The sequence below is a fragment of the Psychrobacter sp. Marseille-P5312 genome (assembly GCF_900291405.1).
GTDB classification, from domain to species: Bacteria; Pseudomonadota; Gammaproteobacteria; order Pseudomonadales; family Moraxellaceae; genus Psychrobacter; species Psychrobacter celer.
In genome coordinates this window covers 1353814-1374732 of record NZ_OLML01000001.1, presented here as the reverse complement: position 1 = coordinate 1374732, position 20919 = coordinate 1353814, and the positions used below count along the sequence as shown (strand labels likewise).

Annotated in this window: 17 protein-coding genes; 4 read left to right on the top strand and 13 right to left on the bottom strand. The window is 45.8% G+C overall.

Annotated elements, in window-relative coordinates; translation table 11 throughout:
* Positions 1-40: 40 nt before the first annotated feature.
* Complete coding sequence (locus tag C6W44_RS05950; protein ID WP_227526369.1) at positions 41-2239, bottom strand: molybdopterin oxidoreductase family protein; 2199 nt, start codon at positions 2237-2239, stop codon at positions 41-43.
* Positions 2240-2288: 49 nt separating this feature from the next.
* Positions 2289-2990, bottom strand: a complete 702-nt coding sequence (locus tag C6W44_RS05945) for a TetR/AcrR family transcriptional regulator (protein WP_158676700.1) — start codon at positions 2988-2990, stop codon at positions 2289-2291.
* A gap of 775 nt (positions 2991-3765) precedes the next feature.
* Here C6W44_RS05945 and C6W44_RS05940 point away from each other — a divergent pair.
* The 3 genes from C6W44_RS05940 (at position 3766) to C6W44_RS05930 (ending at position 5976) form a co-directional block, all read left to right on the top strand.
* Positions 3766-3969: a CsbD family protein gene (locus C6W44_RS05940; RefSeq protein WP_100748743.1), complete on the top strand. Its 204-nt coding sequence runs from the start codon at positions 3766-3768 to the stop codon at positions 3967-3969.
* Between the two features lie 797 nt (positions 3970-4766).
* A complete protein-coding gene (locus C6W44_RS05935; RefSeq protein WP_105244629.1) occupies positions 4767-5417 on the top strand; it encodes a hypothetical protein in 651 nt (216 codons plus the stop codon).
* A gap of 190 nt (positions 5418-5607) precedes the next feature.
* Positions 5608-5976, top strand: a complete 369-nt coding sequence (locus C6W44_RS05930) for a hypothetical protein (protein ID WP_105244628.1) — start codon at positions 5608-5610, stop codon at positions 5974-5976.
* A gap of 28 nt (positions 5977-6004) precedes the next feature.
* On the opposite strand, the gene C6W44_RS05925 is transcribed toward C6W44_RS05930, so the two are convergent.
* The 7 genes from C6W44_RS05925 to C6W44_RS05895 all read right to left on the bottom strand — a co-directional run bounded on the left by C6W44_RS05925 (position 6005) and on the right by C6W44_RS05895 (position 12898).
* The gene (locus C6W44_RS05925; protein ID WP_105244627.1) at positions 6005-6316 is read right to left on the bottom strand and encodes a YqfO family protein; all 312 of its coding nucleotides are present in this window, start codon (positions 6314-6316) and stop codon (positions 6005-6007) included.
* Between the two features lie 51 nt (positions 6317-6367).
* Positions 6368-7015: a DNA-3-methyladenine glycosylase gene (locus C6W44_RS05920; RefSeq protein WP_105244626.1), complete on the bottom strand. Its 648-nt coding sequence runs from the start codon at positions 7013-7015 to the stop codon at positions 6368-6370.
* Between the two features lie 145 nt (positions 7016-7160).
* Positions 7161-7874 carry a phosphoribosylaminoimidazolesuccinocarboxamide synthase gene (gene purC / locus C6W44_RS05915; protein WP_105244625.1) on the bottom strand — a complete coding sequence of 238 codons (714 nt, stop codon included), beginning with the start codon at positions 7872-7874 and terminating at the stop codon, positions 7161-7163.
* Between the two features lie 124 nt (positions 7875-7998).
* Positions 7999-8313, bottom strand: coding sequence for a hypothetical protein (locus C6W44_RS05910; protein WP_227526368.1), 315 nt, complete (start codon positions 8311-8313; stop codon positions 7999-8001).
* A gap of 108 nt (positions 8314-8421) precedes the next feature.
* Positions 8422-9327 carry a 4-hydroxy-tetrahydrodipicolinate synthase gene (gene dapA / locus C6W44_RS05905; RefSeq protein WP_105244623.1) on the bottom strand — a complete coding sequence of 302 codons (906 nt, stop codon included), beginning with the start codon at positions 9325-9327 and terminating at the stop codon, positions 8422-8424.
* Positions 9328-9784: 457 nt separating this feature from the next.
* The gene (locus tag C6W44_RS05900) at positions 9785-10960 is read right to left on the bottom strand and encodes a hypothetical protein (RefSeq protein ID WP_105244622.1); all 1176 of its coding nucleotides are present in this window, start codon (positions 10958-10960) and stop codon (positions 9785-9787) included.
* Between the two features lie 522 nt (positions 10961-11482).
* On the bottom strand, positions 11483-12898 hold the full coding sequence (locus C6W44_RS05895) for a Do family serine endopeptidase (RefSeq protein WP_413772337.1): 1416 nt from the start codon (positions 12896-12898) through the stop codon (positions 11483-11485).
* Between the two features lie 1091 nt (positions 12899-13989).
* On the opposite strand from C6W44_RS05895, the gene C6W44_RS05880 reads away from it, so the two are divergent.
* On the top strand, positions 13990-16266 hold the full coding sequence (locus C6W44_RS05880) for a cation:proton antiporter (RefSeq protein WP_105244618.1): 2277 nt from the start codon (positions 13990-13992) through the stop codon (positions 16264-16266).
* Between the two features lie 86 nt (positions 16267-16352).
* Here C6W44_RS05880 and tmk read toward each other — a convergent pair whose 3' ends face one another.
* The 4 genes from tmk to C6W44_RS05860 form a co-directional block, all read right to left on the bottom strand.
* Positions 16353-16985 (bottom strand): dTMP kinase, encoded by a 633-nt coding sequence (gene tmk, locus C6W44_RS05875; RefSeq protein WP_227526469.1) that lies wholly within the window; start codon positions 16983-16985, stop codon positions 16353-16355.
* A 175-nt stretch (positions 16986-17160) separates the two neighbouring features.
* Entirely contained in the window at positions 17161-18468 is a 1308-nt protein-coding gene (mltG, locus tag C6W44_RS05870; RefSeq protein ID WP_105244616.1) for an endolytic transglycosylase MltG, read from the bottom strand.
* A gap of 82 nt (positions 18469-18550) precedes the next feature.
* A complete protein-coding gene (locus C6W44_RS05865) occupies positions 18551-19894 on the bottom strand; it encodes a type II restriction enzyme (protein WP_105244615.1) in 1344 nt (447 codons plus the stop codon).
* Positions 19887-20729 carry a DNA adenine methylase gene (locus C6W44_RS05860; RefSeq protein WP_199774460.1) on the bottom strand — a complete coding sequence of 281 codons (843 nt, stop codon included), beginning with the start codon at positions 20727-20729 and terminating at the stop codon, positions 19887-19889. Before C6W44_RS05860 ends, C6W44_RS05865 begins: the two co-directional genes overlap by 8 nt.
* Positions 20730-20919: the final 190 nt, after the last annotated feature.

Sequence of the window (20919 nt, the reverse complement as noted above, 5' to 3'; positions counted from 1 at the left end):
ATCGTGTAAGCGCCTGCTTTTTACTTTAAAAAAATTGAACTTATGCGATTGCACTATCTATTGAGTTTTCTAATACCGCATTAGCCACATTGTCTGCGTTAGCACCCAACGCCTCTAATTGCACAGGTACGCCATTAACGGCGGCATTACCACTCAACTGATCAACTAAGGTATCGTCTGTTAGGTCATTAACACTGACACCGGCATGCGCTTGCGCAATCTTCTGCTTCACCCTTTTACGTCCATGACCAAAGCCATGCGGAATACTCACCACGCCTGGCATCAGCTCATCAGTCACCTCTGCTGCGATGATCACACTGCCTACGCGAGAGGTCACTTTCACGTCTTGCCCGTCTACAATACCGTGCTGCTCTGCCGTTTCTGGATGCAGCATTAGTGTACAACGAGACTTACCTTTCACCAATCGATAACTATTGTGCAGCCATGAATTATTGCTACGTACATGGCGACGACCAATGAGCAAAATCTCTTGATCATTGTATTGCTGCATCATTTCTTTGACCCGTGCCAAATCTGCCTGATAAAAATCAACATTGAGATTGATTTGCTTATCGGCATGCTTGATCGCCTCCGGCAACATACGATGCAATGGTCCTAAATCAATACCGTGTGGATTGTCTATCAGCGCATCCAATGTGACGTCTTTATAAGGTCCGTACTTGAGAGCTTGCTCAAGTAAGAATTTCGGTCCAAACGCTTTTGTCGCGGCACGCTCTTTTTGTACCGCTTCTGGCGCGTCTTTATCCAAGCGATCGGCAAGATCTAGATAAATCTCCCAGTCATGCTTCTCATTCTCTGTTTTGCTAAATAAGGCAGGCGAGTATTTGGCAACATTGTGTACAGCAAAACCATTAAACGTAATGTCGTAGTGATCACGCTCGAGTGGCGAGACAGGCGGCAGGATAATATTGGCATGGCGACTGGTCTCGGTCACAAAGTAATCAAGCGACACCATAAACTCAAGCCCTGACAAGGCCTCATCTAGCTTTTCACCATTTGGCGTGCTAAGGACAGGGTTTCCCGCGACACTCATAAAGCCTTTTAACTGCCCTTCTCCTTCGACCAACATCTCATCCGCCATCGCAACCACTGGATATTCGCCATTAAAGTCAGGTAGATTGCTCACGCGACTATGGCGTTTGCCCAAATAACCTGGGCCCGAGCTATTGACCACATCGACAGCAGGATTGGGGAACATGAGTCCGCCCACTTTATCTAAGCGTCCTGTCACGATATTGATGACCATGGACAGATATTGGCTCAGCAAGCCAAACTCTTGCACCGAGATACCCATACGGCCATAACAGACTGAGCTTTCGGCTTCACAAAACCCTTTGACGATGCGTTTGATTTCAGCGGCGGTAATACCTGTAATATCTGCTACTGACTCAGGGGTGAACCCTTCTGCAAATGATTCAATACGATCAATCTCTGGCGCCAGCGCTGCCACTCGGCTATCTACCTTGGCGTAGCCTTGGGCATAGATCTCGTTGAGCATGGCCAATAGCAATAATACGTCTGTCGCTGGACGAATAAAGTGATGTTCGCTGGCGATATCTGCGGTTTCGGTACGCCTTGGATCGATCACCACCACTTTGCCATCACGTGCTTTGATGTCTTTGAGCTTTTGACGTATGTTGGGCGCAGTCATGATACTGCCATTAGAGGCCAGCGGGTTACCGCCGATGATGAGCATATACTGCGTGCGATTCACATCCGGAACAGGGATGCGGAGCATATGACCGAACAGATGCATGCTGACGATATGGTGCGGCAGTTGGTCAATTGAGGTCGCAGAAAAGCGACTACGCGTCTTTAGGCTGGTCAGTAGCTGCTTGATAGTCAGCATACCGCCCATGTTATGGACATTCGGGTTACCCAAATACACCCCAAATGCGTTTTGACCATATTTTTGCTGAACAGACTGGATACCTGCAGCGACTTTATCTAACGCCTCAATCCAACTGATCGATTTCCAACCGTCCGCCGTTCTTTCAACAGGCCCTCGTAAACGATCAGGATCTTCGTACAAATCCTGCAAAGCAGTGGCTTTTGGGCAAATGTAGCCTTGAGAAAAAGGATCGTTTTTATCCCCTTTGATCGATAAGACTTTTTCGCCATCGTGCTTGATCTCGATGCCGCACATCGCCTCGCATAAAGTACAGGTTCTAAAGTGGATTTGTTCGTTGTCCGTCGCGCTAGCCGCTGTAGTGCCCATAGTCATACTCCCTTTTATGTTTTATAAACCCTAGCTGTCATGATGTTTATCATGAGCCGCTATGGTTGCTTCCTTGCAAAAAATTGGCGAACAGGGTATCAAAGCTGATGCTCAAGGTGGTAATCGCCTGCTGCCTTGAATAACGCTGCTGATGACAGCCCAAGATCAGCTCATGTACTTGTGCAGCTGCCATATCCACACAGAGATTCACCGCACTGCGCTCACAAGTGCGATTAGACAACTGTAATCCCTGCATGAATATCTCTGTCCACTCCTCTTGTATGTCTGCGACCAGATTGCCCAGTCCATTATTGAGTGAGGATTGGTTTTCTATATCGGCAGTGAATCGAGGGCGATCTTCGAGCAAGTGCTGAAATAGCGCGATGTTTCGAAACGCTGAATCAAAAATCAGTGTCAGACATTGACGGCATTGCTGATTAAACTCATCCTTAGTCAGCACGTCATAGTCTTTTAGCATATTGACCCATGCCAGCCGCATCGGTGATAGATAGTTGTCTTTTAGCTGAGCGCTGAGCTCGTTCTGTAGCGCATCCAAGCTCTTAAAATGATTATAAAAACTGGGCTGCGCAATGCCAGCGCCTTTGGCAATTTTATTCATACTCATGCCCTGAGCGCCTTCTAGACTATAGAGGCGTAACGCACTTTTTAATAAGGCGCGCCGCGTTCTAGCTTTTGCTTGCTCACGTTTTGACTCTATGGGGGCGTTTGTATTTTGCGCTAATATGTTCAATGCAGAGATATTCCTACTCGATAAACAATGAAATCGGTACGTCAGTCAGTTCGCTTAAATCACCCGTGGCAAAAAGAGGACATACAGCCCAACTGCTGATATCTGTTTTTAAGCTAACCGTCTTTTAAGCTAATAGTCATTAAGTTAATGCGCTCTAGAGCGAATAGTTTTTACAGAAGTCGCCGTTTCAACTATAAGGTTATAGTTATTTAAACCATAAGTCTATAGCAAAACACATAGCAGAACTCGTGCTTCACAAAACAGATTAATGCTTCATAAGATCAGAATGTTTGTCTACTATAAATACCCCACCCCCTTTCCCAGTTGACATACGCTACGAGATTGCGCAGTTACCTAGCCCGTATATTCATAGTTCCCCATGTGACACTTACCTTTAGATATCGGTCTCAATTCGATGGACATTACGTACAATAGACGCAATTTACGCATCATTAATACAGTCGGTGAGCAGATAACACACGATGCACGCTCACTATAATTAAGTAACACTCTAAACACTGCCTATACAGACAAGGCTATTGTGAGCGCCTATATTAGATATCACCAGTTGGCTCACGCTTGATTGCCAATGCAAGTTGAGTGTTGGTAACAATCAGCAGCCACTGAGTGATACGGTATAAAAAGACAGATGGAACGCATGTCTTATAACTTAATATTCTAAAACTTAATATCTAAAAGCTTAGTCTTTAGACAAAACTTAGCTTTTAGACTCAGTCTCAACAATAAACTCGATCATAATAGAAGGAATATAACAATGAATGAACATACGCTAAAAGGTGAATGGAACCAAATGAAAGGTGCGGTTAAACAAAAATGGGCAGAGCTCACCGATGATGACCTCACTCATATCGAAGGCAGCCGCGACAAGCTAGTAGGCCGTGTACAAGAGCGCTATGGCCATAGTAAAGAAAATGCCGAGCGCGAAGTAGACGAATGGCGTCGCCACAATAACTACTAATAATAACTACTCATTGGAGTTACTGAGATAGTCTTCTTTACTCACTCATGGAGACCAGCTTAAACACTTGCTGTTAAGTAAATGAATGATAAATAGTAGAGAATAAAAAAGACCGCATGAGAGTGTGCGGTCTTTTTTTGTATCGAACGAGCAGATACAATAAAACCGCATAGCAATGAATTGTTATGCGGTTTTATTGTTAACCATCCATGTTACCTATCACGGTTGCGTCATGTGCATCCTTGCACGCTATTCAACATAATGTGATACTGGGCATCCTGCCCTTTTTCTACGACTAACAGCAATCACTGCTGTTGTCAGCAAAGAAAATGTGTCCTTACTTCAGTTCTCATTATCATCCTGATGCTGATTACTGAATCATTATCCTTAATGCAGTCAACTCAATCCTTGAGTCACATTCCCTAATGCCGTGTGACTATAATGCCCAATCTATAATGTGATGTTAAGTCGCGTAAGCGTCATTGCGTGTAAGCATATACTTACATTAAAACTTATACACTCATTTTTACCCGACTAAGTTATTGATAATTATCCACTTTATTTTATAAAAGTAACCGTCTACTTCAAAAAATCATACGGCAATAAAAATAGATTGGCGATGAACTTCTCTGCATCCTGCACATTAGTCACCCAAAGTAGCCGATGCTTACGCAAATATTTGCAAAGTTTACAACTTATTAACAGCCAAGACACGCAGCAATGAGATTAGCATCCTACTATAGTTATGTAAGCAAATATTTCAAAAAGATGAAATATTCCCTATAGGAGAAGACATTGTGAAAATATTACGACCTTCGTCTTTATCAGCGGTGGTCACCTCTGGTCTTGCTATCGCATTACTGAGTGTCTCTACCGTCGGTTGCACGGTCGCCGCGCCTGGATACGGTTATGATTACCCCATCTACAGCGGAGATGGTGATTATGACCGTATCAGTTATAAGCGCGTCAGTCAGCAGCTACGCAATAACTTGCGCCGTAAAGGCTATCAAGTAATGGATATTAGAGTGGACAGTCATCGCGGTCGCCGCGCCCTCATTGCTTATGCCAAAAAGAACAACCAAGCATATGAGCTAAAATATAGCTATCCTGATCTGCGCTTGATCAGCTCAAACAAAAAATCTTGGTCCAATATTTGGGACGACGAAGATCATCATAAGAAAGACAAATATAAGAATCATGGTAAGTACAATAAGCACTATAAAGGTGATGACGTCGAGGATCGTATCAAACAAGAGTCACGCTACCCTGCCATCAAACAACGGGCGATCAGAAAGATTGGCGCCATGGGTTACCGCGTCAAAGACATTGAGCTGGAAGAAAAAAATAATCGTGGAGTGTTTGAGATTGAGGCAAAACGCGGCTCCCAAGAGTACGAAATCCTGCTTGGCTATCCCAACCTAAACGTCATCAAAATAGAAAAAGACTAATATTTACTTGATAAGATAGTGCGCGTCTTATCGATTATTCTTGTTTGTCCGTGCGTTATTCGCGCGACTTTTTATTAAGTTTTGGCATCGTTGTGGTCTTGATGCCTCTGGTCAAATAAGCCAGCCCTTGGTTTGTTTGGCCATTTTTTATAAACCGACTCATCACATTTTGACCCCATAAGAGGTTTTTATGCACATCACTACTTTTGTAAAGCCCGCTGCAGTGACTGCTATGGTTGCTGCCTTGGCACTGACGACTGGCTGCGTCACCGCGCCTGGCTACAATGCCTATAGCGATCTATATGAAGACGTTTATAAAGACACCAAGCTGTATAAGAAGCACAAAAAAACGCTGAAAAATATCGATAAAGAGCTGTATCAGCCTGCAATCGAGCAGCGCGCTGCCAATAAAGTCAGCAGCATGGGGTACCGTGTCAAAGATGTAAAATACAAGAAAGGCGACCACAAAATAAAGGTAAAAGCCAGACGCGGCGGCGAAGACTATAAGATCGAGCTTGATTACCCAAGCTATCAGGTGATTAAAATAAAAGAAGATTGAACTACTATTAGCCCTCCTGCTTCATCTCTTACCAGTCAAGTACTTCGATAACATCATAAGCAGGCGTCTCATAAGGGTGCGCCTGCTTTAACGCACCAATGACCTGCTCAATGTTTTCTTTTGCTACTACCATCTCGACGCGCCACTCGGTTACTTTTTCTAGTCTATCTTGCGCACCGATATGCGGATGACTACCTGCCAAAGGCTTAAACTGCCCTGTACCCTGTACTTGCCAGCAGCACGCTTCATAATTGCCAATCTTACCGCCGCCCGCGGCAAACAGCGCTGATTTTACTGACTCGAGCGCCTCATCAGGGATAAAAACGGTTAATTTATACATAGACTACCTCCTTCGGGCTTATTTAAAAAAACTACCATAGCTATAAATTTACTATTTTTTAGATAACGACGGATGGTCAGTCCATATATAGCGTAGCAGCCAGTCCTTGGCGTCGCCTGCATAGTCGATGCCGATACGCGGGCGCAATGACACTGGCGGCTGACAGCCATCGTCTTCGACCCAAACATCAGATGCTGAGGCAATAGGCTTGCCATATAAATCACGATCAATGTGCAAGCGTTTGGTGAGCTTACCTGGGCCTGCAAACTGTTTGGGATCTGTCCGCTGCTTATGGGGACGCCATTGCTGCTCGTCTGTGAGGCAGTCACTGTCGTCGGTCACAAACCCTGCTCGTATCAGCACAGACTCGGGCGACTGGGCAGCGCCGCTGACTAAGTTGAGCATGTGATGGATGCCATAAGTCAGATAAACATAAAACACGCCACCTGGCTCATACATAATCTTGGTACGTGAAGTGCGCGTGCCAGCATGAGCATGGCAGGCTGGGTCTGCTGCTCCAATATAGCCTTCAGTCTCCGAGATGCGCATACGTAGGATTTTTTCTGTGCCGTCACTATCTATCAGCCGCCTGCACAGCACCTTACCTATCAAATCAGCGGCGACCACACAGGTAGGACGCGTAAACCAAAGCGGCTCTAGTGCCTTGCTGTTTGTTTTGGGAGACCGTGTGTGAGACATGACTACCGACCTACGTGACACATTCAAAGGTATTATAAGTAAAATACCGTGCTTGTACCGTGCGTCTTTTTACCAGTTCCGTAATTTTTTGCATAAAAAAAACTGAGCACACGGCTCAGTCTTTTATAACGGTCTAAAAAATCGCTTAGCTTAATGGGACGCCAATGCGGTTGGCCACTTCTTCGTATGCTTCGATCACATCACCCAATGACTGACGGAAACGGTCTTTGTCCAGTTTTTTCTTGGTGGTTTTATCCCAAATACGGCAGCCATCGGGTGAAAACTCATCACCCAAGACGATACGGTCGTGGAATACGCCAAACTCAAGTTTGAAATCGACCAAGATCAAATCACCAGCGGCAAACAGCGCTTTTAGTACGTCATTGACTTGATAGGTCAGCTCTTGCATTTTTTCCAACTGCTCTTGGGTCGCCCAACCAAGAGACACGGCCAGTGACTCATTTACCATAGGATCACCCAGCGCATCATCTTTATAAAACAGCTCATAAGTAGGCGGCGTCAGTGCTTGCCCTTCTTCTAAGCCCAAACGGCGCACCAAACTGCCGGCGGCAAAGTTACGCACCACGCACTCTACCGGAATCATATCCAGACGCTTGACCAACACTTCGTCTTCTGATAGCTGCTTTTCAAAGTGGGTTTCGATACCCGCGTCTGCCAGTTTTTGCATGATAAACGCATTAAAGCGGTTATTAACGACGCCCTTGCGTGCTAATTGCTCGATACGCTTACCATCCAGCGCTGAGGTATCATCACGGAAGTGCAAAATCAGAAGATCGTTGTCTTCTGTTTCATATACAGATTTGGCCTTACCTTTGTACAGCAGTTGTTGCTTTTGCATTATGGGAGTTCCTGTTCGTTCAAGCTTATGTGGTAAAAACGCGCAGCTACCGCTTTGATTTGGCCCAATCGATCACATACAATCGGCAAGACAAAAACTCAGCGGTATAAGTAAAGAAATAAAATTAGTTTGAAGGCGTGCTAACCGTACGCTGAGGCTTTGGCAGTTGATACTGACTGCCTGAGTCATTTTTTAGTGTTAAGGTATTTGTACCAGCGTTAGGCGTAGGATATAAAGGAACAAAAGGTGCAGGATCTTTATTCGCTGGCAACTCAATCGGTGCCAGTTTTTTGCTTTGTTGGTATTCCAAACTACCATTGTCGCGTTTGCCAAGTACGTTTTTGATACTTTGGCAACCGCTCAATACGAAGGTGCTGCCCAAAACGACGGTTAGCAGCGCAGGGATTATCTTTGTGATCGTCGATGATGTTTTCATCATGTTATCTCTCTGAGTTAGCAATTATTGCTCGATGATACTATGGCTCTAGGCTCTATAATGCTATTGCTTGATGATAATGGTGCTCGATCATACGATAGCTCGATATTACTATAGTAAGTTGGCACGCACCAAAGCTTCATCGATAGTGGCATGATGCTTTTGTGCCAGCCATACCAACGGCAAGCGAATCCCTTTGTCGATCATACCCATTTTGTGCAGGGCATATTTGGCAGGAATCGGGCTTGACTCGATAAACAGATCACGATGCAGATGCTTGACCACATCATGAGCTTTGTCAGCAGCGGCAAAGTCGCCACGCAGACCAGCGGCAAAGGTCTCACTCATGGCTTTTGGTGCGACGTTGGCCGTTACGGAGATATTGCCCTTACCGCCGACTTTCATCAAATCAAGCGCGGTGCCATCATCACCAGATAGCACCACCATTTTATCACCCACAGCTTTGATTAGCTGCTCACCGCGTCCCACTGAGCCTGTGGCGTCTTTGATGGCGACGATATTGTCGATATCACATAAGCGCTCGACGGTCTCTTGGGCGATATCGACGACGGTGCGTCCTGGCACGTTATAGAGCATCTGCGGAATGTTGACCGCCTCGGCGATGGTCTTGTAATGCTGAAACAACCCTTCTTGCGGCGGCTTATTATAATAAGGCGCAACGAGCAAGGCGCAATCTGCACCAGCGTCGGCAGCATCTTGAGTCAGCTTGATGGCTTCCATGGTGTTGTTGGCGCCTGTGCCTGCAATCACTGGTACGCGACCTTTGACATGCTGCACAAAATAACGAATCACATCACTATGCTCTTGCATCGATAGCGTTGCTGACTCGCCGGTGGTACCAACGGCCACCAGACAATGCGTGCCTTGCTCAATCTGCCAATCTATGAGGTCTGCCAGACGTTTATAATCGACCGTGCCGTCAGGATGCATGGGCGTTACCAAGGCTACCATTGAGCCTTGTAGTCGGGTTTTAATCTCGTCGTATGCTGTGCTCATAACCGTGCCTTACTGTATTATCCTAGCTTTTATCAAAGCTATCACATGATAGGTCGTTTGCAAATGCCAGTGTGCGCCTCTACTCTACCTATCGTTATATAGGCAAAAATAGACACTCATGGTATTACGTGCGATGTTTTATCTTACGTACTGTCGTACTATGGAAATGCTGGTGTACACCAAGCACTTGCGATATAAATGCGTCTGTCTGATTCTAAAACATAATTATTAAAACATGATCATAAAAAACGCCTGCTAGTGTAGCATATTTTGATTTGACCGCTATCAATCAATTGAGATTACATCTACGTCGCTAATCAATAAACTGCTCACCGCCGCTCACCCATGACCTGCATCAAAAGTGCTACCTTTCATTAATGAATCACCATTTGGTAGCTTATTAATGACTAATTAGTGTAGCGCAATGCAGCAGCGCTGATAAGTGTTTTACAAAATATTAACGAATCGTCAACACATCGATAGTGGGCCGATACAAGCGAAACGGCAGACCACGCGTGCCAATACCGCTACTGACAAATATCTGGGCACTGGCATGCTGGTATAAACCGCGCTGCTTACCCATACGACTATTGCCAAGCATACCTTTGTGGCCACTGCGCTGGATGTCTTGTTGCTTTTGCGCCTGCCATATGTTTTTTTGTGTGGCTTTTGCTGCCCCTGTGATCAATAAAGGCCGTGGTTGTGGCGATTTTGGCAAGTCGCTGATACTATCAAACCGTGAGGCCAAAATAATCACCGGCTGACGCGCGTGGGTGATTTTTGTCCCAAGCTTGGCTTTGTCAGCACTGTTTTGCTCATCGATTGCGCCACATTGTACAGGGACATCTTGCCAACCACACAGCACAGCTACAGGCGCATCTGTTGCGTGCGCCGCTAAGCGTTGGGGCTCTTTTGTATTATCAAAACGACTGGCAGATGGCGGCATGGCGGCGCATCTGAGCGGCAACGAGGTACACTGCTGACCAATGTAGCTGATATCAAGCACATCAAATGCGCAGGCCAAAGTGTCTTCTAATAATGGCTGGCCTTGCTTGGTGGTATTGAGCGACTGATAACGCAAGTCTGAGCTACTCATCACTGTATAGACCGGTTTGTTGACCCCTTTAAACAGCATCAACTGCCCGACCAAATCGGCACTAGGATAATACAGCCAATCACCGGTAATCAAAACCGCATCCACAGCCAAGTCATTGATGGTCGCGACCAGCTTACGAATATGGCGCGGCTTGCCACTATATAACCCAATGCGCAGGTCTGCCAATACAGCGACCGTCAATGGTGCTGACAAACCCAAATCGACAGCATGGTGCTCAAGGCGCAAACAATTGGGCTGAATGATAACGGTATAAAAATAGAGCAGCATGGCCGCCACCGCGCTGAGCAGCACCGGCCACGCTAGGGCAAATAGACCTTCCATCCAGCCTGTCAGTAGAAGCAGCGCCCAAACAGGCATGGTGTACGCGGCATAATACAGTATGAGCTTGCCCCAGATACGCAAAAACCGTTTGGTCGGATTGGCATTGAACGTCTGCAATCCTGACCATAATAGAATATACGCAAGCAATGCGGCTGCTATAGAGATACTTAGCGTATAAAGTGCGTGGTCAGTCATAATTACCTAGCGGTTATGGATAAAGGTGGAACAATCGAGCAGTGGCTTTTGAGCAGCACTTAGCCATCATTACTTATCAGTCAATGCTTATTTAGCAGAGGCTACAACGCCTTATAAACTGGGCTGACAAAATAGGGCTGACAAGACGCAGATCATAAAATAATAGCTGGCAAACCCTAGCGATTAGACAGCGCCTGCCACAGCCAAACGTGCGACCAGCCAGCATCGCCCAAACGATATGTGGCGAGTTGGATAAAAAATCAGCCATTATAGAGGCCGAGCTCTATGATAGACAAGCACAATTGCAAACCCATGTATTCACTTGACCTATCTTGCGTGCTGTACTGATGGTACTTGCCGAGACGTCTCTAATGAACCATAGGATTGATCGACCCGCTCATCATTCTGCTAGCTGCCTCATTATACTGACAGCCTATGTCAATCATTGCCCTATTTATTCAGTTTTATCCAGTCAGATGCTCGCATTGCGTGACGACTCCTGTATGACACTATGACACAAGGCTACTCGATACGCAGACCGATGATACCCGGAACACCTTGACGAATGACCTCAATGGTCACCACGCCTTTTTTGGGTAACGTTGAGATGGCACTGGAAAAATCAGTGACTTTTTTAATCGGCTTTTGGTGAAAATTGGTAATCACATCGCCTGCCATGATGCCTGAGCGCGCCGCCAGCCCTGTGGGGTCGACTGTGGTGACTAAGATGCCGGTTTTATTGTCAACTGCCAGCTCTGCTTGCTCATCGGCGGTCAAGTCACGTAAGCGCAGCCCAAGCTGTATATCATTGTCTTGCTGATCGCCGCTTTGTGCTCGGACATCATTGGGCGCATGGGCCAGCGTGCCACGCGCGAGCATCCGTTTACCATCGCGCTGAATCTGCACATGAAACGCGTCGTTGGGCTTGGCACGGTTGAGTAAATTCAACAAATCCGAGGCGCGTATGATTTGCACATCATTATACTGCAAAATAATATCGCCAGATTTTAGCCCTGCTTTTTGAGCGGGCGAATCTGGCGATACGCGAGTCAGCAACGCCCCTTGCGGACGCGCCAAGTTATACGCTTCTGCCAAGTTGCGATCGATGTCTTGTGGATAGATACCCAGATAAGCACGGGCGACTTCACCATTGATTTTTAGCTGCTCGTAGATATCCATCGCCGCATCAATCGGGATAGAAAACGACAGCCCCATATAGCCACCTGTACCACTAAAGATACGCGAGTTGATACCGATGACCTCGCCGCGCTGGTTAAACAGTGGGCCACCTGAGTTTCCTGGGTTTAGTGCCACGTCGGTTTGGATAAACGGCACACTGGTATCGCGTGAAAAATTGCGCGATTTGGCGCTGACGATACCAGCCGAGGCCGAATAATCAAAACCAAAGGGCGAGCCAATCGCCAGTACAGGCTCCCCAACTTTTAAACCATTTGAGTCGCCGATCGGTAACGCGGGAAACTGCTTACCACTGACCTTTAGTACTGCCACATCCGAGCGCTCATCGCTACCGACTAAGGTGGCATCCAGCTCTGTCCTATCGTTGAGCGTGACGGTGATTTTGTCCGCGCCTTCGACCACATGATGGTTGGTCAACATATAGCCATTTGTAGTGACAAAAAACGCGGTGCCGTAGGCATGCTCAATCGCTGGGGTCGCGGCTTGATCCGGAATACGCAGACGATCGCCAAAAAACTGCCTGAGCAGCTCTGCCGTTTGGGCCTTAGCAAGCTCCGCCTCACTGACGGTTTTGATCACATTGACACGCGCCACCGCTGGGGTGACCTGCTGTACCAAATCCGAAAAATCCGCTGTGGTGACGGCAGCATGCGCGCTTGGCATCGCCGTGGTATATACCCCTGCCAGCATCGCTGTGCTCATGGCAAGCGCTAAAGTGCTGCGCTGTAGCCAATGGCGCATACGAGGTTTGGCTGGCGCTGTAGACATATTGATAGGCATCGTGTCCTCCATATGAGTGATCATTATTATTGTCAGTGGCCGTGCTGTGGCGAATACTATCGCTGCATCTCAAAGACGATGCTATGTACAGTTAGGTACAGTGCTGCTGGAATACGTGTTGCACAGTCTGTATGACACCTGATAGCACGCAATAAAACTTATTCGAGCAGGACGAGACAAACAATGTAACAGCACAGCCATGTGATGCAAAATAGCCGCTTGGTGCAAAAGTGGGCCATGTCTTATCGTTTTATCCGTACTGTTGTCCCTGATTTCAATCCCTTTTTGTTATGCAATAGGTTACTGGTTTTTTTACTGCAATACCATTGGCCGTCAGTATCTTTATATCATTATCTTTATAGTAGCGACAGGCCATCGGTACGACAAAGATGGCGACAAAAAGGCAGCTACTGTATGATAAATCAAAGCACTGGCCTATATTATCTGCATAAGATCGGTATCTTTTAGCGCTACATCATGATCTGCTGCGGCGCTAACGCTGCCAGATATGGTCGGTTATCACGCAATAGTCAGTCACACGGCAACTAGCAGCGATGAAATAAAATCATGTTATGATAGCAAGCCAAATAACTTTATAAACAAACAAAAGTCAATTAAAAACATTGATTGGATTGACCTTGCGTTTATCAACTTGGCTCGTATCGCCCTTATTTTCCATCTTTTGCATGACTAGAGGCGTTTATACCTTATCTCAACCTTGTCAATAACTCAAAACCGCCTATCAGCTACCAAGTAGGCCATATGAGTCATATAAACCTGCCAACTGAGTACATGACTGGAGTAGGTTTGATGACACGGATTGACTGTTGGATTTGGTATTTTTATCTGGGAATGCTTTTGTCTTTATTACTTTATAGTATATATCACATCTGGCTCATGTTTGGATGCATGATGGCTATCTGCTGATGGCCTTGCTACTAAAAAGCTTGCGACCGTTTGCGACATCGATACACACTGCCAATGGCAGGCAGCGCGGTCGCCCAAGTAATGGATAGATATAACATATGACAAGATTACAAAAGGATTAATGTATGGATACCGCCCTATTACTATCTGGCGTGGTTGGGATTGGCATCGCCGCCCAATGGCTGGCTTGGTATTTAAAGCAACCGTCCATTTTATTTTTATTATTGATAGGTATCATCGTCGGGCCAGTCTTGGGTATTTTTGACCCTGATTTGGTGCTCGGTGAGCTGATGTTCCCCTTCATCTCTTTGGGGGTGGCGATTATTCTATTTGAAGGCTCGCTGACGCTAGAGTTTGATGAAATCAAGCAACACGGCACCGTCGTACAAATGCTGGTCTCGGTCGGCGTACTGATCACCATTGCTATCGTGGCGTTATCGACGTATTTATTATTTGATGTCGATCCACTGATTGCCCTGCTATTCGGGGCCTTGGTCTGTGTCACAGGCCCGACAGTCATCATGCCGCTACTGCGTAGTGTACGCCCCAATAAGACCATCTCCAATATCCTCAAATGGGAAGGCATCATCATCGACCCGATCGGTGCTATCGCGGTGGTATTGGTCTATGAGTACATCATCTCAGGCGGCGAAGCCAGCAGTATCTTATTGTTTGCCAAGATTGTAGTGCTAGCGACAGCGCTTGGGATGGCAGGCGCTTGGCTGCTTGCGTTCCTCATGCGTCGTCATATGATTCCTGAGTTTCTGCGCAATGTCTTTACCCTAGCCTTTGTACTGGTGCTGTTTTCGGTATCGAACCATTTAGAGCACGAGTCTGGTCTATTGACGGTGACGGTATTGGGTGTGGCGCTGGCCAACTGGCCCAAATTCCCGCGCGAGACGATTTTGGAGTTTAATGAATCCTTAACCATCTTGCTCATCTCTGTGCTCTTTATCATCCTTGCCGCCCGTGTTGAGCTGACAAGCTTGCTAAGTGTTGGGTTTGCAGGATTGGTGCTGCTGGCTATCGTCATGTTTGTGGCGCGGCCTTTGTCTGTCTGGGCATCGGCCATCGGCTCAAACCTTAAGACCAATGAAAAGCTGATGATCAGCTGGATTGGGCCACGTGGTATCGTCGCTGCTGCTATCTCATCTTTATTTGCTATTCGCTTACAAGAGTATGATATCCAAGGCGTCGAGCTGCTAGTGCCACTGGTGTTTATGGTCATCATCGGCACGGTCTTGATCCAAGGCTTGGGTGCCAAAATGGTCGGCAACTTGCTAGGCGTGCGTGAGCCTGAAACCAATGGCATATTGGTGGTCGGCTCAAACCCTGTCGCGCTTCTTATCGCCACCTCGCTCAAGGACCAAGGTTTTGATGTCATCGTCGCTCACAACAACTACACCAATATTGCTCGCGCCCGCATGAGTGGCCTACGTACTTACTTTGGCAACCCCATCTCAGACCACGCCGACCATCATCTGGATTTGATTGGTATCGGCCGTCTGTTTGCCATGAGTATGGATAAGGAGATGAACACCTTATCTGAGATTCATTATCGTCACGAGTTTGGTGAGCGTAAGCTATATCGTCTTAAGTTTAGTGACGAAAAAGTCAAAAGCGAGCGCGACGATAAGCAGTCAAACTTCCATTCACAGTGGCTGTTTGGCAAAGACGCCACCTATACCAAGCTCGCCAGTATGCTGTCCAAAAAGGCACGTATCAAAATCACCAACATCACTGACAGCTATAGCTTTGAGCAATATAAGGCCGATAATAAACAATTTGTGCCGCTCTATACCGTCGACAAAGAAGGCAAGCTCCACGTCATCACCGACAAGTTTGATGGGACGGTGCCGCGTGATCGCAAGCTTATCTCCTTGGTAGTGGACGATGAGGTGCAGCCAAAGCCAGTCGATGTAACGCCAAAGCAAGAGCAAGCGCGTATGGCGGCGGATGCCAACTTTGAATCCAGCTCCAAAGCGCCTGAAAAACGCAAAGAAAAAGAGCTGAACGAAGAAAGTACTGACGCTACCGAGCCTGTGAGCGTAACGGTCGCAGACAAAGTCGCTGGCGATACAACCGCCGAGCAAAATACTGAGCAAAATGCGCCGACGCACATACCAAAAGACGCAAGCAGCAGCTTGGATACAGCCGCAAACGCCGCCGCGACGTTGGATACCGCGACGCCAGACCGCTCAGCGGCTCAAGTAAAAAACGACAACGCTGATACTGCCAGCTCAGCCACAGCCGCCAAGACCAAGGCAACTAATAACAGCAATACCAATGGCAATGGTCATGCGCCTAAGACCAAAAAAGGCTCGCTGGATCCCAATCGCTTCCCTGATGCCGGTCAAAATACTGCAACCGACACGGACAGCCGCAAAGACCCTGACGCATAACTGAGCCATAACTGACGCATCACCAGACAAGCAACCATAGAAAAACCCCCAATCAAACGTTGGGGGTTTTTTCTACGACGTCGTTTTTATATTAGCTCCAGCCTCTTTTGTACCGCCTGCCAGATGCGTACACCAACCTCCTCGGCGCTGCCCGACGCCTCAATCCGCTGTATGCGCTCAGGATACTGGCGTGCAAGCGTGTCAAACCCCTCATACACCCGCGCAAAAAACGCATCCGCTTGCTGCTCAAAGCGATCGGCGGCGCTGCGCTTGCCAGCACGCCGCATCCCCTCAGCGACTGGTAAATCTAACCACAACGTCAGCTCAGGCAACTGCGGTACAAACTGAGCAATCAGCATATCAATCTTTGCGCGCACTGCCTCATCACCATGAGCGCGGCCAAACCCTTGATAAGCCACGGTTGAGTCAGTAAAACGATCACATATCACCCACCTACCAGCTTGTAGCGCGGGCAAAATCACTTGCTGCATATGATCGCAGCGCGCAGCAAACATCAACAGTAGCTCAGTATCGTCATTTATGTCGGTCGCAGGGTCTAGGAGTATCTGGCGCAGATGCTCAGCAAATGGGCTGCCACCAGGCTCGCGGGTACGCAGATAGTCGATACCACGGCTATCTAAACGTGTGCATAGCTGCTCGATCGCTGTGGTTTTACCCACGCCCTCAGTGCCTTCAAAACTGATAAAGCGACCTTGTATTATCTGATTATCAGTAGTGTCTTGCACCAGATTGGTGTCGGCATTGGCAGGTATAGATACAGACATGAGATGACCTTGTGTCATGATTAAGCGCTATGAGGTGACATAGCGCTCGATAAATAGATGTATGGTTTCAAAAAGAGCGTCACGTAATGGAAATTATCGCTAACGGGTATTACTGCGGCGGTGTTTGTGCTTTCTTTTCGCGCATGACGCTTAGGTAATCTCTTACCGCTTGATTGTGCTCAGCCAAGCTATTGGTAAATTTGTGCCCGCCATCACCGGTTGCCACAAAATATAGCGCCTCGCTATCTGCTGGATGCAAGGTCGCCTCGATAGAAGCGGCTGACGGCAGGGCGATGGGCGTTGGCGGCAACCCATCTATTTGATAGGTGTTATATGACGTTTTTTCATCGATGTCTTTACGGCGAATATTACCATCATAACGGCTGCCCATACCATAGATGATGGTTGGGTCTGTTTGCAGGCGCATGCCCTTATCCAAACGGTTTTTAAACACTGCCGATACCAACGGACGCTCATCAGCGATGCTGGTTTCTTTTTCGATAATAGAAGCCATGACCAGTGCCTGATAAGGCGTCTGATACGGCAGGTTGGGCGCACGGCTTTCCCAAGCATCAAACAATGCTTGCTGCTGACGCTTATACAGATCCGTTAGTACCTGCTTATCGGTTGAGCCTTCACCATAATAGTAAGTGTCTGGCGCAAACCAGCCCTCAAGGTTGTGATTGACGATGGGGTCGTTGCTACTGATTACCGCCTCTGGCAAGATACCGACCAGGTCAAGCCCCTGAGCGATGCTGGCATTACTCGCGGGACGGGTACTGTCCTCACTGTCTAGCAACACTTCTTTTTTGATGCCTGGGTTGTCACGTAAAGTCTGATAAAGGTCGCTTGCGGTCTTGCCTTCGATGATCTGTATCTTGACCATGGCAGCTTTTGCGCCTTGCTCTAGTATCTGTAGTGCCTCGGCGATGGTTGGGTTTTCAGGCAGCTGATAGATACCAGCGTGCAGCGGCGCATCGACTTGCGACTTGATATAGAGCTTGGCCACACTGGCAGAAAACAGCGGAATCTGCTGTTGCCACTGCGGCAATAGCCCATAGTAAGTCTGACCCTGCTCAATCGTCACCATCTGCGCTGGCTGCTCGATACGGCCAAACAGCGTCTGATAAACCATCACCAAAAAAAACACGGCGATCAGCCCCAGTACCAGTAACACCTGATAGCCCCGCTGCATAAAAAACGACGGATTGTCGACTTTGTAAGTGCGCGGTTTGCCCTCGCCGCTGATGAGCGATATATCTGTCGCAGGGGTATCTGCTACGTTGGTGGCTGACGGCTCTACAGGCGTGTCATCCGTACGCGGCTTGTCAGCATTGGACGATGCAGCATGGTCTTGCTGGTTTTCTGGTGTATCATTGGGACGTTCGGGCGGCGACTCAGGGGTTGGTGTGCTCATGACAACTCGCGGGGCAGAAGTTTGCTAGAATTTAGCACTGAACCGTGTGATTTTCAATGGGATTTGTTTAGCTTGTCAGCTTTCAACCTTCTTTTACTTGAGTAAATATCCATTCAACCCAGCTTTTAACTGTAAGACACCTTCTCTTAAAAGTATTAGCTTCCGTATTTAAGTTTTCGATTTTACATGCTTCTACAATATTCTGAACATCTTCAATGGATAAAACACCAGCATTTTTTATATAAAAATCTAGTACTTTAGCGAATGGCCTGGATGAGAGGATGAGCTCTGCAAACTTAATTTGCTTCGTAGTTAATGGCAATTGTATTACTTCTAATCCTAGCTTAGTAAGACTCACGAACCCTCTGTTTATAGATACTAAACCTAAATACTTTGCGGCATTAGCATAATAATCAGCTTGTCTATCTGCAAAGTCATAAATTTCAGCTATTTCTCTCTTATAGAGACCAGTTCTACCACTTTCATCACTATCTTCATTCAAATTACTAGAGTATCTTTTAGCCAGTTCTTCACATAAATTAACTACTTTATTGAAATCATCTGCTTGAGGAAAAGGAGCTTCCTGACTGTTCAGTTTAGGTAATTTTTTATTTGATAACTCTTTTAAATACTCTACTGTTAACTCTTTAGTGATTATTGAATAACGACTGGAATCAATTAATTTAATTGACATAGGGTTGTGGATCTCTTCAAAAACATACTCTCTGATATAGAAAATTCCATTAGAGTATGTAAGATAGATATTCCTAATGTCTTTAGTTTTGATTTTATTATGCCAAGTTCTGTAAGGATAATATAACTGTCTGACCACGAAATCTCTAGACAAGGTACTTTTTGCTTCTACTAAGAAAATACTATCATGGCTTTCATAACCAGCATCAATTTCTATTTGAGATCCTTTTACCTCAAAATTAAAAACCTTACTCGGCTCCTGAATTTGAAAATCAAAATCCCCCGAGCCCATTCGACCACTTATTGTACTATGAAGATGTTCTGCTCCCGTAAAGTGACTTAAAATTGAGCATAAATTTGCACAGTATATAGCCGTCGGTTCAGTTTTAATCAAATTGGGATCTATAGTTTCAATAAACGAGGGGAACTTTTTTTCTTGAATTTTGTCTTCTCTTTGAGGGGTATCATAATCTTCAAAGTTATGAAATATATCAAATTTTCCAACTTTGTAACCACCTCTACTGATTGGTAGAATTGATAATTTATTTTCTTTAAATATTTCCGGCAAATCTTCTCTAGAATCAAACTTGGTCATCAGCCTAGCTTCTCTAACCTTATTAATTCTTTTAGAATCAATAACAAACTCACCTTCTGCTTCTATTTCATTCAGAAGCTGATCTTCTTCAAAGATCTTTTCCCAAGCCAGATCATTTTTACCTTTAGATTTACCCATAATTTCTTACCAAAATCTCTTTGACCTCACCTCTTTTGCTACCTACAGAGTTTATATGTCGAGTAGCTCCTACTTCTATTATCTGGAAATCTTTATGACTGTAAAGATCTTTCATAAGTTCAGTTGCTGAATTAGACAAAAGAAAGTTAATACCTTTTTCATTCAGTTTTACGCAAGTATCTCTTAGCCTTTCCTGTTCCTTATCATCGAAACCACCTTGAACATAACCTGTGAAATTTGAGCTTTTTGAAACAGGGTCGTACGGTGGATCAAAATAGACAAATGAACCTTTACGTATATTTTTTAGAGCGTCTTGATAATCTCCATTAAGTAACTTGATATCATTCTTTTGTAGATAGTTACTTACCGCTCGTAATACAGTTTCATTAATAATATTAGGATTCTTGTAGCGTCCAAAAGGTGTGTTAAACTCACCTGAACTATTAACTCTATATAGTCCATTAAAACAAGTCTTATTAAGGTAAATAACTCTTGAAGCGCGCTCCACCTTTGATAGCTCATTAAAGCCTTCTTGTCTATCAAGTGCTCTGATTTGATAGAAATATTCCGAATTATTTTCATGAATAGCTAAATGTGCGATAAGTGCATCAACATTATCTCTTATGGTTTCATAAACATTAATTAACTCAGAGTTATAGTCATTTATAACCGCTTTCTTTGGTTGTGTATGAAGGAATACTGCTCCTCCACCTACAAATGGCTCGTAATAGGTAGATATACGAGTAGGTAGTAGTGGCTCAATCTCGGTCATGAGTTGACGCTTTCCGCCTACCCACTTTAAGAAAGGCATAACTAATTTATTTCTCTTTGCCACTTTGAACCTCTATATTAGATCACTTGCTACTGATCAGTATGGATAAACTAATAAAAACCCCATCTTAAAATAGGCTTTTTAGCTAAAAATTGCTGTTTATAAAATTGAATCATTATCGACATGCTTTACATTGACTTTGAGCTCTGATCTTTCCATCACCCATATTCCGATAACCAAACTTTTCTTCTAC

Bases quoted from the DNA above. Each gene is read 5' to 3' on its own strand.
- C6W44_RS05950 (WP_227526369.1), bottom strand. From the start codon at position 2,239: ATGGGCACTACAGCGGCTAGCGCGACGGACAACGAACAAATCCACTTT.
- C6W44_RS05940 (WP_100748743.1), top strand. From the start codon at position 3,766: ATGAATGAACATACGCTAAAAGGTGAATGGAACCAAATGAAAGGTGCG.
- C6W44_RS05930 (WP_105244628.1), top strand. From the start codon at position 5,608: ATGCACATCACTACTTTTGTAAAGCCCGCTGCAGTGACTGCTATGGTT.
- C6W44_RS05925 (WP_105244627.1), bottom strand. From the start codon at position 6,316: ATGTATAAATTAACCGTTTTTATCCCTGATGAGGCGCTCGAGTCAGTA.
- C6W44_RS05920 (WP_105244626.1), bottom strand. From the start codon at position 7,015: ATGTCTCACACACGGTCTCCCAAAACAAACAGCAAGGCACTAGAGCCG.
- purC (WP_105244625.1), bottom strand. From the start codon at position 7,874: ATGCAAAAGCAACAACTGCTGTACAAAGGTAAGGCCAAATCTGTATAT.
- C6W44_RS05910 (WP_227526368.1), bottom strand. From the start codon at position 8,313: ATGATGAAAACATCATCGACGATCACAAAGATAATCCCTGCGCTGCTA.
- dapA (WP_105244623.1), bottom strand. From the start codon at position 9,327: ATGAGCACAGCATACGACGAGATTAAAACCCGACTACAAGGCTCAATG.
- C6W44_RS05900 (WP_105244622.1), bottom strand. From the start codon at position 10,960: ATGACTGACCACGCACTTTATACGCTAAGTATCTCTATAGCAGCCGCA.
- C6W44_RS05895 (WP_413772337.1), bottom strand. From the start codon at position 12,898: ATGCGCCATTGGCTACAGCGCAGCACTTTAGCGCTTGCCATGAGCACA.
- C6W44_RS05880 (WP_105244618.1), top strand. From the start codon at position 13,990: ATGGATACCGCCCTATTACTATCTGGCGTGGTTGGGATTGGCATCGCC.
- mltG (WP_105244616.1), bottom strand. From the start codon at position 18,468: ATGAGCACACCAACCCCTGAGTCGCCGCCCGAACGTCCCAATGATACA.
- C6W44_RS05865 (WP_105244615.1), bottom strand. From the start codon at position 19,894: ATGGGTAAATCTAAAGGTAAAAATGATCTGGCTTGGGAAAAGATCTTT.